The following is a 14,317-nucleotide window of genomic DNA, read 5'->3' on the forward strand; positions in this document are numbered from 1 at the left end:
CGACGAGCGGGCGATGGCGGCTTTGCTTCGGTTGGCGTCGGAGCTCGCTTCGCTCGCACCCACCCCCCTCCCCTTTCTTGAAGGGAGGGGAGGAGGGGGTATGATCCCTTCGCATTCGATCGAACCGCCTTTGATCAGCAATCGTGCCGATCGGCGGATGCCCCATGCCTCAATAGACCCGCTTCTTCGGCTCGATATACTGGATTTCGTCCGTCAGCGTGTAATCGTGGACGGGGCGGTAATCGATCGCGGTCGTGCCCTTCTTGCCGCCCCAGCCGTCGAAGGTGGTGACGGTGTGCTTCATCCAGTTGGCGTCGTCGCGCTCGGGATAATCCTCGTGGCTGTGTGCGCCGCGGCTTTCCTTGCGATTGGCCGCCGAACGGATCGTCACCATCGCCTGGGCGAGCAGATTGTCGAGTTCCAGCGTCTCGACCAGGTCGGTATTCCAGATCAGCGAGCGGTCGGAAACCTGGACGTCTTCCATGCGCGCATAGACCTGATCGATCAGGTCGATGCCCTCGCGCATCAGTTCGTCGGTGCGGAAGACGGCGCAGTGCTTCTGCATCGTCTTCTGCATGTCCGCGCGGATCGCCGCGGTGGGCGTGCCGCCGCTGGCATTGCGGAAATGGTCGAGACGGCTGAGCGCCAGCTCCTCCGCCCCCTTGGGCAGCGGATCGTGCGCGGTGCCGGGCTTCAGCGTCTCCTTGAGGCGTAGGCCGGTGGCGCGGCCGAATACCACCAGGTCGATCAACGAATTGGAGCCCAGGCGGTTGGCACCGTGTACCGACACGCACGCCGCTTCGCCCACCGCGAACAGGCCCGGCACGACCGCGTCGGGGTTGCCGTCCTTCAGATGGACGACTTCGCCGTGATAGTTGGTGGGGATGCCGCCCATATTGTAATGCACCGTCGGCACCACCGGCAGCGGCTGGCGCGTCAGGTCGACGCCGGCGAAGATCTTGCCGGTCTCGGTGATGCCCGGCAGGCGCTCGTGCAGCACCTTCGGGTCGATGTGATCGAGGTGCAGGAAGATATGGTCCGATTCCTTGCCGACGCCGCGGCCCTCGCGAATTTCCATCGCCATGGAACGCGACACCACGTCGCGGCTGGCGAGGTCCTTGGCGCTGGGGGCATAGCGCTCCATGAAGCGCTCGCCCTCGCTATTGGTGAGGTATCCGCCTTCGCCGCGTGCGCCCTCCGTAATGAGCACGCCGGCGCCGTAGATGCCGGTCGGGTGGAACTGGATGAATTCCATGTCCTGCAGCGCCAGGCCGGCGCGCAGCACCATGGCATTGCCGTCGCCGGTGCAGGTGTGCGCCGAGGTGGCTGACTGGAAGGTGCGGCCATAGCCGCCGGTCGCGAGAACGACGGCATGGGCGCGGAAGCGGTGGATCGACCCGTCGTCGAGGCACAGGGCGATGACGCCGCGGCACTTGCCGTCCTCCATGATGAGGTCGAGCGCGAAATATTCGATGAAGAAGTCGGCGTCGTATTTCAGGCTCTGCTGATAGAGCGCGTGCAGCATGGCGTGGCCGGTACGGTCGGCCGCGGCGCAGGTGCGCTGCACCGGCGGACCCTTGCCCATATTCTGCATGTGGCCGCCGAACGGGCGCTGATAGATGGTGCCGTTGTCGTTGCGGCTGAACGGCACGCCGGCATGTTCCAGCTCATAGACCGCCTGCGGCGCCTCGCGGCAGAGATATTCGATGGCGTCCTGGTCGCCCAGCCAGTCGGAACCCTTCACCGTGTCGTACATGTGCCACGACCAATGGTCGGGCGTGTTATTGCCCAGGCTCGCCGCGATGCCGCCCTGCGCGGCGACGGTGTGGCTGCGGGTGGGGAATACCTTGGAGATGTTCGCCGTCTTCAGCCCCGCCTCGGCACAGCCCATGGTCGCGCGCAGGCCGGAGCCGCCGGCGCCGACCACCACCGCGTCATAGGTGTGGTCGATGATCTTATAGGCCTCTTTGGCATCGGTGGCGGCCATTATGCGGATGCTCCGGTAAATGCGATTTTCAGAATCGAGAAGACGCCGATGGCGGCGCCGACGACCGTGACGAGATTGAGAAGGACCAGGAGAACGGTGCCGCCTTCGCGGTGGGCATAGTCCTCGATCGCGATCTGCAGCCCCAGCCGCGCGTGATAGAAGAGGTTGAGGACCAATAGTGCCATCGGGATCGCGGCCCATGGCGAGGACAGCCAGATCTGGACCGTCGCGGCGTCATAGGCCGGCAGGCGCGCCACGGAGGCCAGGAACCATACGACCAGCAACAGGTTGCCGCCCGCCGTCAGCCGCTGATGCCACCAGTGATGCGTGCCCTCGCGCGCCGCGCCCAGGCCGCGGACGCGGCCGATGCTCGTTCCCGTACCCATGTTATTTGCCCCAGATCAGATAGGCCCAGAAGGCCGAGGTCGCGACGATCGAATAGACCATGGTGAGCACTGCGAAGCTCTTGTTGGTCCGCAACTCGAAGCCGGCGCCGATGTCCATCACCAGATGACGGATGCCGCTCGCCATGTGCTGGAAGAAGGACAGCGTCAGGCCGATGCCGACGATATAGCCGACCACGTTCAGTCCGCCGGCTTCGACCGTGAACAGGTCCTGGAAGTCGGCATAGGCCTGGCCGCCCGCGGCCGCGGCCGCCAGCCACCAGGTCAGCAGGGTCAGTCCGACCAGGGCCATGCCGTCGCCGGTGACCCGGTGCAGGATCGAGACGAGCATGTGCGCGCCCCATTTCCAGACGGTAAGATGTGGGGAAAGTGGACGCGATTTCGGTGCTGCGGTGGCCAAGACGTGCTCCTGTTGCGGTGCACGCCTAATTAATCCCCAAGCGCTGCGATGCAAGCGCAACCGGAGTCGCGACCGGGATCAGGGCTTTCAGGTGCGGGGATCGTGATGTCGCGCTTAATGGATCTTTACCCTAACCGCGTTTTAACGGTTGGCGCGATATGCCCGCCCTCAGACCTGCCAAAAGGGGAGCCGGGATTCCGTGAGCCAACAAGAAGCCACCGCCAGGGATTTGCCACCAACCGGCCAGATGAGCAGCCGGATCGACGTTGCCGCCAGATTGCGCATCTTCGATTTCGACGGCTCACTGGTCGGCTCCGCACGACGCGCCTGGGAGGTGCTGGAGCCCCATTGCCGCGCCGTGTCGGAAGCCTATTGGCAGCAATGGCTGCGTTGTTTCGCGGACGGCCGGACCTGGGCGCCGCACGAAACCGAAAAGATGATCGACATCGGTTGCACCTTTCTGCGCAACCGTTTTCTCGACACCACCGGCCGCGCCTGGGTCGAATCGATCGAGCGTTCGGTCGCTTCCGCTTATTCGTCCGACGTGCCGCCCATGGCGCTGTTGTCGATGATCAGCGCCAGCGATCGTGCCGCCCTCGACATCCTGATGGAGGAGGTGGGACGCGACGATCCCGGATTGAACCAGCTCATCGACACGCTGATGCGCTTGTCGGCGCTGGAAGGCGATATCACCGTGGCGCTGTACAATGATTACCGCGATTATGCCGCGCAGATGGAGCGCGACCGGCTTGCCAACGATTTTCGCGACAGTATCGGCATCACGGTCGAGCGCGCCAGCCACGAAGGCGAGACGTTGCGCGCGCAGGCGGGCAAGACCTCCGCTTCGGCGCGCGGCATGCTGGGCAAGACGAGCGAGGTCGCGGCGGCGGCCGAACAGTCTGCGGTGGCGATGCGCGAAGCGGCGCAGACCGCGGCCGGCCTGATCCGCGCCATCGAGGATGCCCGCGGCCAGGTCGAATCGGCGGCCGAAATCGCCAACCGCGCCTCCGCCCAGGCGGGCGAGGCGGTGAGCATGTCCGAAATGCTGTCCGACCATGCCAAGTCGATCGAATCGATCCTGGGGCTGATCCGCGACATTGCCGGCCAGACCAACCTGCTGGCGCTGAACGCTACGATCGAGGCGGCGCGTGCCGGCGATGCCGGCCGCGGCTTTGCGGTGGTGGCGCAGGAGGTGAAGAGCCTCGCCAACCAGACGGCGCGCGCCACCGACGACATCGCGTCGAAGATCGCGGCGATCCAGCAGGCGACCAGGTCGACCGTCGAAACCAACGCGTCGATCCGCACGACCGTGACGGAGGTGCAGGATTCGGCGCAACGCATCCGCGCCGCGATGGAGGCGCAGGCCCAGACCGTGACCGCGATCACCGCTGCGGTCGACGAAACCGCACTTGCCGCCGACTCGATGTCCAACACGATCGCCACGATCCGCGAGGATACCGAAAGCGTCGCATCCGATATCGACGATGTGGGACAGGGCTTCGCGATATTGGACGAGGAACTTGGCACGCTGAAGTCGCGGGCGGGCGATTTCGTCAACAAGGTTGCTGCGTGATCGGAAAGGATGGCGATGGAGCAGGGCGGGGATACTGCGTCGGGGCATTGGATCGGCACTGACCGGTCGATGGCCGAACGCCTGGCGGACTATGACTGGGACGGAGCGATCGTTGCCGGCTGCCGCGAGGTCGCCGAACTCCTGAACGGATGCTACGAAGACATCGCGCGCGCATTCTGGCGACAATATCTGTCGCTGCCGCCGACCGCGCATATCCGGCACCTGTTCACCGACGAACGTTTGAACAAGCGAGTCGCGGCCAGCGCGCGCTATACCAGGATGCGGTACGAAGCGCCGGCCGACGACGAATGGATGCGCCACGCGATTCGGCATGCCGTCGAATCGCAGCGATCGGGCATTCCGCTGCACACCCTGCTGTCGGCGCTCGGCTATGCCCACAGTCTGGTGCTTCGCTCGATCGCGAAGCAGATCGGCGGCGATGGCGACCGGCTGGCGCGGCTGACGGACGTGGTGCAGCGTATCGCCCTGATCGAGGCGGATGTGATGGCGTCGCATCTCGGCGCGCTGGACGCCGCGCAAAGCGATGCCGAGCGCCGCGAACGATCGGAAAAATTCCGCGGGACGATCGCCGAATCGATCGCGGGGACATCGAGCCTGGGCGATCGCATTCGCGTGCAGGCGCAGACGGCGTCGACCTCTGCGCGCGGCATGCTGGGCAAGACGGGCGAGGTCGCGGCGGCGGCCGAACAGTCTGCGGTGGCGATGCGCGAGGCGGCGCAGACCGCGGCCGGCCTGATCCGCGCCATCGAGGATGCCCGCGGCGAGGTGGCGGCGGCGACCGCCATCACCGTGCGGGCAACGGAACAGGCCGGTGCGGCGGTCGAGATCTCGGGATCGCTCAGCAGTCATGCCAAGTCGATCGAATCGATCCTGGGGCTGATCCGCGACATTGCCGGCCAGACCAATCTGCTGGCGCTGAACGCCACGATCGAGGCGGCGCGTGCCGGCGATGCCGGCCGCGGCTTCGCGGTGGTGGCGCAGGAGGTGAAGAGCCTCGCCAACCAGACGGCGCGCGCCACCGATGACATCGCGACCAAGATCGCCGCGATCCAGCAGGCGACCGGCGCCATGGTGACGAGCAGCGCTTCGGTCTGCTCCACGGTCGGTGAGGTTCAGGATTCGGCGCAGCGCATTCGCGCCGCGATGGAGGCGCAGGCCCAGACGGTCACGGCGATCACATCGGCCGTGGACGAAACGGCATTGGCCGCCGACACCATGTCGTCCACCATCGCCGCGATCCGCGAGGATACCGAGAGCGTGACCTGCGAGGTCGATCTGCTGGAGCGTGAATTCGCCGAGGTACGCGAGCGCCTGGTCCAGTTGAAGGGCGCGGCCGAGGACTTTGCCGAGCGGGTCGCGGCCTGAACCCTTACGCCCTTTCGTCGCACCCGCTTTGGGCGTAACGACGGGCGCCATGATCCAGAAGCACATCCTGTTGACCGGCAGCAGCCGGGGTATCGGCGCCGGCATCGCCGAGGCGCTCGACGAAGAGCATATCCGTCTTGTCGGCCACGGCACCAACAGCGGCATCGCCGCCGACTTCACCGACGCCGGCGCACCGGAATCCTTGTGGGAACGCGCGCTGGAGAGGCTCGGCGGGCGGATCGACGTGCTGATCAACAATGCCGGCATCTTCGAGCCGTCACCGCTCGACCAGCCGCATGCCGACTGGGTGGCGGACTGGGAACGGACAATGCAGGTCAACCTGACCGCCTCGGCGCAGCTCTGCCGCCTGGCCGTCCGCCACTGGCAGCAGCAGGGGACGACCGGGCGCATCGTCAACGTGGCGTCGCGCGCCGCCTATCGCGGCGACAGCCCGGCACACTGGCATTATGCGGCGTCAAAGGCCGGCATGGTCGCGATGACCAAGACCATCGCGCGGGCCTATTCGGGCGAGGGGATTCTCGCCTTCGCCATCTGTCCGGGCTATGTGATGACGGGCATGGCGGACGAATATCTCGAAAGCCGGGGCGGCGAGAAGCTGCTTGCCGACATTCCGCTCGGCCGCGTCGCCGACGTTGCGGAGATCGCCACCATCGCCCGCTTTCTGGCGCTGGAGGCCCCCGATTCGATGACCGGCGCCGTTATCGACGCCAACGGAGCGAGTTTTGTCCGATAGCTGGAAGCTGGTCCTGCCCTGTACCCGGGCGGAGGCGGAAGCGATCGATGTCGAGGACGAGGCGCTGGCAATGCTCGAGCCGCCGCCGGTGCTGATGACCAGCGAGCGGGTCGCGGACGATGACGGCGCCTGGCAGCTCGAGGCGTTTTTCGACGCCGAGCCGGATGCCATGACCGTGGCGGCGATCCGGGCGCTCGTCCCCGGCGCGGCGGCATTGGACATAGAACCCGAATATATTCCCGATCAGGATTGGCTGACGCTCAGCCAGCAGGGATTGGAGCCGGTCCATGCCGGCCGCTTCTATGTACATACCGAAAACAATCGCGGCGACGTGCCGGACGGCGCGAAGGCGTTCCGGATCGAGGCGAGCACGGCGTTCGGCACCGGCCAGCACGATACCACCAGCGGCTGCCTGATGACGCTCGATCGACTGAAGCTTTCGGGCCGGCATTTTGGCAACATCCTCGATCTCGGCACCGGCACGGGGCTGCTCGCCTTCGCCGCGATGCACCTGTGGCCGGCGGCGCGTGCGACGGCGTCCGACATCGACCCGCGTGCGATCGAGGTGGTGCGGGAAAATGCCGCTGTGAACGCGGTGCGGCTGGGCCGGGGGCCGGGGGCGCTCAGCCTGGCCGCCGCACCGGGGCTGGAGCATCGCCTTCTCCGCACGCGCGGACCGTATGATCTTGTCCTCGCCAACATCCTGGCCGGACCGTTGATCGACCTCGCGCCCGCAATTGCGGATGCGCTGGCGCCCGGCGGCGTACTGGTGCTGGCAGGCTTGCTCGAACGACAGCGCGCCGGAGTTGCGCGCGCCTATCGCCGGCAGGGATTGCGCGTTGCTGGCCGTATTCATGGCGAGTGGCCGACATTGCGCCTGGTCAAGCGCCGCGCCGCACACCGTCGGTCGCACCGGCGGCGCGCGACGCAAACCGGCGCGACCGCCGATTTCGGGAGCTGGTAGCGCTCAGGCGATCTCCGCTTCGCCGGCCGCCTTGCGCCTGGCATAATCCTGCGTCCCGTGGGTGACGACGTTGTCGCCCGGCACGATCTCGGCGATCGGGATGTCCGGCTGCTGCAGGATTTCCTCGTAAAGTGGCGCGAAATCGGTTTCCGTCGTGGCGCGCAGCAACTCGTCGAAGCTGTCGATGACGAAATAATTCTGCTGGAAATCGTCGATCCGGTATTCGGTGCGCATCACCCGCTTCAGATCGAACCGAATGCGGTTGGGACTGGGATCATCCAATGCGAACCGGCTTTCCGAATAGCTCGACACGATTCCCGAGCCATAGATACGCAGGCCGGCTTCCTCCTCGATCAATCCGAACTCGACCGTGTACCAGTACAGCCTGGCGAGCTGTTTCAGCGCGCCGAGATCCAGCGCGCGCAGGCCGCCGCGGCCATAGGCCTCCAGATAGTCGGCGAAGCGCGGATCGGCGAGCATCGGCACATGGCCGAACACGTCGTGGAAGACATCGGGTTCTTCCAGATAATCGAGCTGGTCCGGCTTGCGGATGAAGTTTCCCGCCACGAAGCGGCGGTTGGCCATGTGGTCGAAGAAGACGTCGTCAGGCACGAGGCCGGGAACGGCCACCACCTGCCATCCCGTCAGCTTCATCAACCGCTCCGACAGTTCCTCGAAATCGGGAATGCCGGGCTTCGACAGTTTCAGCACGTCGAGCCCGCGCAGATAGGCCTCTGACGCGCGACCGGGAAGCAGCTTCGCCTGACGCTCGAACAGCGTGTCCCAGACTCCGTGTTCCTCGCCGCTGTACCGGCTCCAGTCCTGCGGAATGGTCCAGTCCGGATTGGCTCCTTCGGGCGGCGTATCGAATGCGTGTGTTTCTTCGTTCATGGCGATACCTTAGCATGATTTGCATGACGGCGGGAAATGTCATGCACGCGCGCCGATACCGACGGCGGGCCGTTCGAGCGCTTCTGACCGCACTTGCGGGTCTGGCGATGCTATGCCTAGCCTACGGCCTGGCCGGACTGGTCGGAGGAGCGATCCCCGTCAACACCGGCCGGGTAGCGCCCGAGCGCGGAATCCGCGTCTATGTCGCCGATAACGGCATCCATACCGATATCGTCCTGCCGGTCACGGCCGGCGGCAACGACTGGCGCGACCTGCTGCGGCCGGAAGATCTCGCCGATCCCCGCTATGCGGCGCATCCTTATGTCGCCTTCGGCTGGGGGGACCGCGCATTCTATGTCGGTACGCCGACCTGGAGCGATCTCGATCTCGCGACCGTGCTGCGCGCGGCGACCGGCAGCGACGACACCGTGCTGCACGTGGAGCATGTGCCGCGCCCCCTGGCCGGGCCCGATATCCGCGCACTGACCCTGCGCCCCGACGAATATCGCCGGTTGGTCCGCTATGTCCGGGCGAGCTTTCGCGTCGGCGCCGACGGCCGGGCCGGCAGCGTAAGGGGCTACGGTCCGCACGACGCCTTCTACGACGCCCGCGGCCATTACGACGCGGTGCATACCTGTAACGAATGGACGGGCCGCGCCTTGCGCCGCGCCGGCGTGCGAACGGGCTGGTGGACGCCCTTTTCCGACACCGTCATGTGGTGGCTGCGATGATGGCCGCGGCCGCCCGAGCCGCTCAGTCGTCGTCCTGGCTGGCGCGGTAGCCGGTATAGGGACCGCAATCGGGGTGGTCCTCGCAATATTCCTGGTATTTGCGCCGTTCACGGCCCTCTCGCGCTTCCTTCTCGCGCATTTCGCGGCCGTAATTGCGGTCGGCCTCGTCCTGGCTGGTGGTGCTCCAGTCTGCCACCTGGCCGGCCGCTTTCACCGGCGCCGTGGCCACGTTCCAGGCCGTTTTTGCGACGCAGCCGCCACTCAGGACCGGCAGGGCAAGGACGACGGCGGCAATCAGTCGGTTACGCATCACAATTCCCTTCCCGGTGCGACGACGAGGTTCGAGGCCATGTCGCGCACGGCCACGCCGATTACAGGAAAGTCGGTGAAAAAGCCATCGATTCCAAGCGCGAGCTGCCGACGGATCAACGCGTCCATCCGACCGTGCCTTCGCGGATCGAGCCCTGTGCGGCTGGAGCGCGGGAGAAAATAGTTCTCGGCGCGGAAAGTCCAGGGGTGAACGCGAAGCCCCACCGCGTGCGCGTCGCGCACCAGCAGGGTCGCCGGCCTGTCGCCGACGGCGATCATGTCCTTGTTCGGACCGATCCCCCAGGCATAGGTGGCGATCTGCTTCAATCCCGCCGGTGTCGTCATCCCGGCATAGCTGAGGCCGCTGTCGTCGGCCGGACCGCCCTTGTCGTTCAGAAGCTGGATCAGGCGAACATCGGTCATCGCGTGCAGCCGCTTCAGATTCGCGACCTCGAACGACTGAATGAACACCGGCGCTTCGGCGCTGTCCCATCCGGCGGCCTTCAACGTCGCGACCAGCCGCCGTTCCATCGGCTGGCCGATCGAGGCAAAATAGCCGGGATGCTTGGTTTCGGGATAGATGCCGATCGTCCGGCCGGTCTCCGCCGAAGCGCGCTTGGCGAGGGCGATCACCTCGTCGAGCGTCGGGATTTCGTAGCGGCCGTCATATTCTGTGTTGTCCGGCCGCAGCAGCGGCAGCCGCTCCTTCGCGCGCAGCGTCTTCAGTTCGGCCAGCGTGAAATCCTCGGTGAACCAGCCGGTCACCTGCTCGCCGTCGACCGTCCTGGTCGTCCTGCGATCGGCGAATTCGGGATGCTCGGCGACATCGGTGGTGTCGGCGATATTGTTTTCGTGCCGCGCGACGAAGACGTCGTCCTTCGTCAGCACGAGATCGGGCTCGATGAAATCGGCGCCCTGCTCGATGGCGCGTTCATAGGATGCCAGCGTATGTTCGGGCCGCTCGCCGCTGGCGCCGCGATGGGCGATGACGATCGGCGGCGACAGCGGCTTGGCGGAAAGCGGTTCGGACCGTTCGGCGCGCGAACGCGAGGTCGCGAATATCGCCGCAAGCGCCGCGAACGCGACCGCCGGACCCCGGCGCCGCCAGTTTGCGATGCGTCGATTCATTTTTGTCGCCTCCGGAAACCGATTGGATGCCGCGCGTTAGCCTAGCGACGAAACAAGGGCGATCCATCCATGCGTTTCACGATCAATGGTCAGAATTATGAAGCGGACGCCGACATCCGCACCTCGCTGCTCGACCTGCTGCGCGAGCATCTGCACCTGACGGGCTCCAAAAAAGGCTGCGACCATGGCCAGTGCGGTGCGTGCACGGTGCTGGTGAACGGCAGGCGGATCAATTCCTGCCTGACGCTCGCGGTGATGCACGAGGGCGACGAGATCACCACCATCGAGGGGCTCGGCACGCCCGACGACCTTCACCCGCTGCAGGCGGCGTTCGTCCGCCATGACGGTTTCCAGTGCGGCTATTGCACGCCGGGGCAGATCTGCTCGGCCGTCGGCATGTTTGCCGAGGCGGAGAAGGGCTGGCCCAGCCATGTCAGCGAGCGGCTGGAAGGCGAGGTCGAGTTGACCGATGCCGAGATTTCGGAGCGGATGAGCGGCAATCTGTGCCGCTGCTCGGCCTATCCCAACATCGTCGACGCCATTCGCGAAGTCGCCGGAGAAAAGGCATGAAGACGTTCGACTATGCCCGCGCCGACAGCCCCGAGGCCGCGACACGGGAAAGCGGCGACAAGGTCCGATTCATCGCCGGCGGCACCAACCTGCTCGATCTGATGAAGCTGCAGGTCGAAACGCCCGAAAAGCTGGTCGATATCAGCCGGCTCGACCTGGACGCGGTCGAAGATACGAACGAGGGCGGCCTGCGCATCGGTGCGCTCGTGCCCAATGCCGACCTCGCGGCGCACCCGAAGGTGGTGCAGCATTATCCCGTGCTGTCGCGCGCGCTGCTCGCCGGTGCTTCCGGACAGCTCCGCAACAAGGCGTCGACGGGCGGCAACCTGCTCCAGCGGACGCGCTGCTATTATTTCTACGACACCGCGGTTCCCTGCAACAAGCGCGACCCCGGAAGCGGCTGCCCGGCGAAGGACGGCTTCAACCGAATCCACGCGATCCTGGGCACCTCGGACGCGTGCATCGCGACGCATCCCGGCGACATGCCGGTGGCGATGCGTGCGCTGGATGCGGTGATCGTCACGCTCAAGCCCGACGGCGACAAGCGGCGCATTTCGATCCACGATTTCTACCGCCTGCCCGGCGACACGCCGCATATCGAGACGGTGCTGGAGCCGGGCGAACTCATCACCCATGTCGAGCTGCCCGCGCCGCCCAGGGGCAAGCAGCTCTATCGCAAGGTGCGCGACCGCGCCTCTTATGCCTTCGCGCTCGTCTCGGTCGCCGGCATTGTCGCGGTCGAGGACGGAAAGATCGCCGCTGCGCAGCTCGCCTTCGGTGGGCTCGGACCGATGCCGTGGCGCGACGAAGCCGTCGAACAGGCACTGATCGGCCAGGCGCCGGGCAAGGAGGCGTTCGACGCGGCGGCCGATGCGCTGCTCGCCGATGCCAAGGGGTACGGTGCCAACGATTTCAAGATCCCGCTCGCCCGCCGCACGCTGATCGCGTGCCTGCGCGATCTGACGGAGGATGCGCAATGACCGACACCAACGCGCTCACAATGGATGCGCCGGTCGAGAACAGCGTGCTCGACCGCGGCGCGCAGGGCGTCATCGGCAAGGCGCTCGACCGTGTCGACGGGCCGAAAAAGGTCGCCGGCAAGGCGACCTATGCCGCCGAATATGCGCTCGACAATCTCAGCTACGGCTATCTCGTCCGCGCGCCCTTCGCCTGCGGCCGGATCACCGATATCGATGCCGACGCCGCACGCCGCCTGCCCGGCGTGCTCGACGTCATCACCGATTATGCGTGTTTCATCCGCAATCCGGCGCAGGGCAACGACACCGAAGCGCCCGAACAGGGCGTGCGCGAGGTCGCCTATTTCGGCGAGCCGGTCGCGATCGTCGTCGCCGAAAGCTACGAGGCGGCGCGCGATGCGGGTGAGGCCGTGCGCGTGTCGTTCGAGCCGGGCGAGGGGCGGTTCGATTTCGACGGACGCCTGGACGAAGCGGAGCAGCCCGAGGACGGCGTCGCGCCCGCACATTTCGACCAGGGCGACCTGGACAAGGCGATGGCGGAGGCGCCGCACAGGGTCGATGCGGTATGGACCACACCCAGCCAGAACAGCGCGGCGATGGAGCCGCACGCCTCCACCGCCTGCTGGGACGAAGACGGGCTGACGCTCTACGGGGCGTATCAGATGCCGGCATCGGACCGGCAGCAGCTTGCCGATGCGCTCGACCTTCCCGTCGAGCAGGTGCGGATCATATCCGCCTATGTCGGCGGTGGCTTCGGGTCGAAGCTCGGCATCGCACCCGAATCGGTGGCGGCGGCGCTGGCGGCGAAGAAGCTCGGCCGGCCGGTCAAGGCGGTGATGACGCGCCAGCAGGTGTTCGACGCCACCGTGCGCCGCTCCAACACGCACCAGCGCATTCGCCTGGGCGCCGATGCCGAGGGGCGGCTGAACGCGATCGGGCACGAAACGATCTGCAGCAACCTGCCGCGCGAGGATTTCTTCGAGCCGGCTGGCATCGGCACGCATTTCCTTTATGGCGGCGCGAACCGGCGGATTACGCACGACATTGTCCGCATGAACCGGCTGCTGTCGGGATCGATGCGTGCGCCGGGCGAAGCGGCGGGGATGCTCGCCCTCGAATGCGCGATGGACGAGTTGGCGGAGGCGATCGGTCTCGATCCCGTAGAGTTGCGCAAACGCAATGATCCGCAGGCCGACCCGGAAAAGAATATCCCCTATTCGACGCGCAAGTTCACGCAGTGCCTGGACGAGGGCGCTGCGCGCTTCGGCTGGGCCGAGCGCAACCGGACGCCCGGCGACCGCCGCGATGGCGAGTGGTTGATCGGGCACGGCATGGCCGCGTGCTGCCGTTCCAACATGCTGATGCCGTCCGAGGCGCGCGTCGCGCTGACGCCGCAGGGGGTCGCGGTGGTCGAAACCGACATGACCGATATCGGCACCGGCACCTATACCATCCTCACCCAAATCGCCGGCGAGATGCTGGGCCTGCCCGCCGACCGGGTCGACGTGCGGCTGGGCGACAACCGCTTTCCGCCCGGCGCGGGCTCGGGCGGGTCGTTCGGCGCCGGATCGAGCGGATCGTCGGTCTATCTCGCCTGTCAGGCATTGCGGCGAAATCTCGCCGAGGCGATGGACTGCGACGAAAAGGATTTGACGCTGAAGGACGGCGAGGCGGTGGCGCACAACCGCCGCGTGCCGATCGAGCAGCTCATCGGCCACGGCCTCGACGCGCACGGCAGGATCGAGCCCGGCGAGATGGAAAAGAAGGCGACGCAGGCCTCCTACGGCGCGCATTTCTGCGAAGTCGCGGTAAATGCGGTGACCGGCGAGGTGCGCGTGCGCCGCTGGCTGTCGACCTTCGCGGCGGGGCGCATCCTCAACGAGAAAACGGCGCGTTCGCAATGCCTCGGCGGCATCGTCTTCGGGATCGGCGCGGCGCTGACCGAGGAACTGGTCCATGACGCGCGCAACGGCAAAGTGGTGAACCGCGACCTGGCCGAATATCATGTCGCGACCAATGCCGACGTGCCGCAGATCGAGGTGGCGTTCCTGCCCGAGCGCGATCCCGACGCCAATCCGCTGGGGTCGAAGGGGATTGGCGAACTCGGCATCTCCGGCGCGGGCGCGGCGGTGGTCAACGCGATCTACAATGCGACCGGCAAGCGGGTGCGCGATTATCCGGTAACGCCGGACAAGCTGCTCGATGCGCTGCCGCCGGTTTGAACCGCGGGGGCGGCGTTCCTA

The 14,317-nt window shown here is 66.3% G+C and carries 14 protein-coding genes; 8 read left to right on the forward strand and 6 right to left on the reverse strand.

Going from position 1 to position 14,317, the window contains the following annotated elements; translation table 11 throughout:
• Window positions 1-169: 169 nt before the first annotated feature.
• The 3 genes from sdhA to sdhC are packed head-to-tail and all read right to left on the reverse strand — an operon-like array spanning window position 170 to window position 2,722.
• Window positions 170-1,987, reverse strand: a complete 1,818-nt coding sequence (gene sdhA, locus RPR59_RS04025; protein ID WP_313916909.1) for a succinate dehydrogenase flavoprotein subunit — start codon at window positions 1,985-1,987, stop codon at window positions 170-172.
• On the reverse strand, window positions 1,987-2,373 hold the full coding sequence (sdhD, locus tag RPR59_RS04030) for a succinate dehydrogenase, hydrophobic membrane anchor protein (RefSeq protein ID WP_313916912.1): 387 nt from the start codon (window positions 2,371-2,373) through the stop codon (window positions 1,987-1,989). The genes sdhA and sdhD overlap by 1 nt, the downstream gene beginning before the upstream one ends.
• A 1-nt stretch (window position 2,374) precedes the next feature.
• Complete coding sequence (gene sdhC / locus RPR59_RS04035) at window positions 2,375-2,722, reverse strand: succinate dehydrogenase, cytochrome b556 subunit (RefSeq protein WP_313916914.1); 348 nt, start codon at window positions 2,720-2,722, stop codon at window positions 2,375-2,377.
• Between the two features lie 316 nt (window positions 2,723-3,038).
• Between sdhC and RPR59_RS04040 the strand changes: the two genes are divergently transcribed.
• The 4 genes from RPR59_RS04040 to RPR59_RS04055 are packed head-to-tail and all read left to right on the forward strand — an operon-like array spanning window position 3,039 to window position 7,468.
• Entirely contained in the window at window positions 3,039-4,364 is a 1,326-nt protein-coding gene (locus tag RPR59_RS04040) for a methyl-accepting chemotaxis protein (protein ID WP_313918319.1), read from the forward strand.
• Window positions 4,365-4,373: 9 nt separating this feature from the next.
• Window positions 4,374-5,750 carry a methyl-accepting chemotaxis protein gene (locus tag RPR59_RS04045; RefSeq protein ID WP_313916916.1) on the forward strand — a complete coding sequence of 459 codons (1,377 nt, stop codon included), beginning with the start codon at window positions 4,374-4,376 and terminating at the stop codon, window positions 5,748-5,750.
• A gap of 49 nt (window positions 5,751-5,799) precedes the next feature.
• Window positions 5,800-6,504: an SDR family NAD(P)-dependent oxidoreductase gene (locus tag RPR59_RS04050; protein ID WP_313916918.1), complete on the forward strand. Its 705-nt coding sequence runs from the start codon at window positions 5,800-5,802 to the stop codon at window positions 6,502-6,504.
• On the forward strand, window positions 6,494-7,468 hold the full coding sequence (locus RPR59_RS04055) for a 50S ribosomal protein L11 methyltransferase (RefSeq protein ID WP_313916920.1): 975 nt from the start codon (window positions 6,494-6,496) through the stop codon (window positions 7,466-7,468). Before RPR59_RS04050 ends, RPR59_RS04055 begins: the two co-directional genes overlap by 11 nt.
• 3 nt (window positions 7,469-7,471) lie before the next feature.
• On the opposite strand, the gene phhA is transcribed toward RPR59_RS04055, so the two are convergent.
• A complete protein-coding gene (phhA, locus tag RPR59_RS04060; protein WP_313916923.1) occupies window positions 7,472-8,359 on the reverse strand; it encodes a phenylalanine 4-monooxygenase in 888 nt (295 codons plus the stop codon).
• 107 nt (window positions 8,360-8,466) lie between these two features.
• Here phhA and RPR59_RS04065 point away from each other — a divergent pair, with 107 nt between their 5' ends.
• Window positions 8,467-9,090, forward strand: coding sequence for a TIGR02117 family protein (locus tag RPR59_RS04065; protein WP_313916925.1), 624 nt, complete (start codon window positions 8,467-8,469; stop codon window positions 9,088-9,090).
• A 22-nt stretch (window positions 9,091-9,112) separates the two neighbouring features.
• Here the strand turns inward: RPR59_RS04065 and RPR59_RS04070 are convergent, their stop codons facing one another.
• Both RPR59_RS04070 and RPR59_RS04075 read right to left on the reverse strand, forming a co-directional pair.
• Window positions 9,113-9,400, reverse strand: a complete 288-nt coding sequence (locus tag RPR59_RS04070; protein ID WP_313916928.1) for a hypothetical protein — start codon at window positions 9,398-9,400, stop codon at window positions 9,113-9,115.
• Window positions 9,400-10,527 carry a glycerophosphodiester phosphodiesterase gene (locus RPR59_RS04075; protein ID WP_313916930.1) on the reverse strand — a complete coding sequence of 376 codons (1,128 nt, stop codon included), beginning with the start codon at window positions 10,525-10,527 and terminating at the stop codon, window positions 9,400-9,402. The genes RPR59_RS04070 and RPR59_RS04075 overlap by 1 nt, the downstream gene beginning before the upstream one ends.
• 69 nt (window positions 10,528-10,596) lie before the next feature.
• Between RPR59_RS04075 and RPR59_RS04080 the strand changes: the two genes are divergently transcribed.
• Genes RPR59_RS04080 through RPR59_RS04090 form a run of 3 tightly spaced genes read left to right on the forward strand, consistent with a single transcriptional unit; the run spans window position 10,597 to window position 14,296 of the window.
• The gene (locus RPR59_RS04080; RefSeq protein WP_313916932.1) at window positions 10,597-11,097 is read left to right on the forward strand and encodes a 2Fe-2S iron-sulfur cluster-binding protein; all 501 of its coding nucleotides are present in this window, start codon (window positions 10,597-10,599) and stop codon (window positions 11,095-11,097) included.
• Complete coding sequence (locus tag RPR59_RS04085) at window positions 11,094-12,077, forward strand: FAD binding domain-containing protein (RefSeq protein ID WP_313916934.1); 984 nt, start codon at window positions 11,094-11,096, stop codon at window positions 12,075-12,077. The genes RPR59_RS04080 and RPR59_RS04085 overlap by 4 nt, the downstream gene beginning before the upstream one ends.
• Entirely contained in the window at window positions 12,074-14,296 is a 2,223-nt protein-coding gene (locus tag RPR59_RS04090; RefSeq protein ID WP_313916936.1) for a xanthine dehydrogenase family protein molybdopterin-binding subunit, read from the forward strand. Before RPR59_RS04085 ends, RPR59_RS04090 begins: the two co-directional genes overlap by 4 nt.
• Window positions 14,297-14,317: the final 21 nt, after the last annotated feature.

It is taken from the genome of Stakelama saccharophila, from assembly GCF_032229225.1.
GTDB lineage: Bacteria > Pseudomonadota > Alphaproteobacteria > Sphingomonadales > Sphingomonadaceae > Sphingomonas > Sphingomonas saccharophila.

Excerpts from the sequence above, each read along its gene's own strand:
- RPR59_RS04050 (WP_313916918.1), top strand. The coding sequence starts at position 5,800 with ATGATCCAGAAGCACATCCTGTTGACCGGCAGCAGCCGGGGTATCGGC.
- phhA (WP_313916923.1), bottom strand. The coding sequence starts at position 8,359 with ATGAACGAAGAAACACACGCATTCGATACGCCGCCCGAAGGAGCCAAT.
- sdhD (WP_313916912.1), bottom strand. The coding sequence starts at position 2,373 with ATGGGTACGGGAACGAGCATCGGCCGCGTCCGCGGCCTGGGCGCGGCG.
- RPR59_RS04045 (WP_313916916.1), top strand. The coding sequence starts at position 4,374 with ATGGCGATGGAGCAGGGCGGGGATACTGCGTCGGGGCATTGGATCGGC.
- RPR59_RS04085 (WP_313916934.1), top strand. The coding sequence starts at position 11,094 with ATGAAGACGTTCGACTATGCCCGCGCCGACAGCCCCGAGGCCGCGACA.
- RPR59_RS04070 (WP_313916928.1), bottom strand. The coding sequence starts at position 9,400 with ATGCGTAACCGACTGATTGCCGCCGTCGTCCTTGCCCTGCCGGTCCTG.
- RPR59_RS04065 (WP_313916925.1), top strand. The coding sequence starts at position 8,467 with ATGCTATGCCTAGCCTACGGCCTGGCCGGACTGGTCGGAGGAGCGATC.
- RPR59_RS04080 (WP_313916932.1), top strand. The coding sequence starts at position 10,597 with ATGCGTTTCACGATCAATGGTCAGAATTATGAAGCGGACGCCGACATC.
- RPR59_RS04040 (WP_313918319.1), top strand. The coding sequence starts at position 3,039 with ATGAGCAGCCGGATCGACGTTGCCGCCAGATTGCGCATCTTCGATTTC.
- RPR59_RS04075 (WP_313916930.1), bottom strand. The coding sequence starts at position 10,527 with ATGAATCGACGCATCGCAAACTGGCGGCGCCGGGGTCCGGCGGTCGCG.
- sdhC (WP_313916914.1), bottom strand. The coding sequence starts at position 2,722 with ATGCTCGTCTCGATCCTGCACCGGGTCACCGGCGACGGCATGGCCCTG.
- sdhA (WP_313916909.1), bottom strand. The coding sequence starts at position 1,987 with ATGGCCGCCACCGATGCCAAAGAGGCCTATAAGATCATCGACCACACC.
- RPR59_RS04090 (WP_313916936.1), top strand. The coding sequence starts at position 12,074 with ATGACCGACACCAACGCGCTCACAATGGATGCGCCGGTCGAGAACAGC.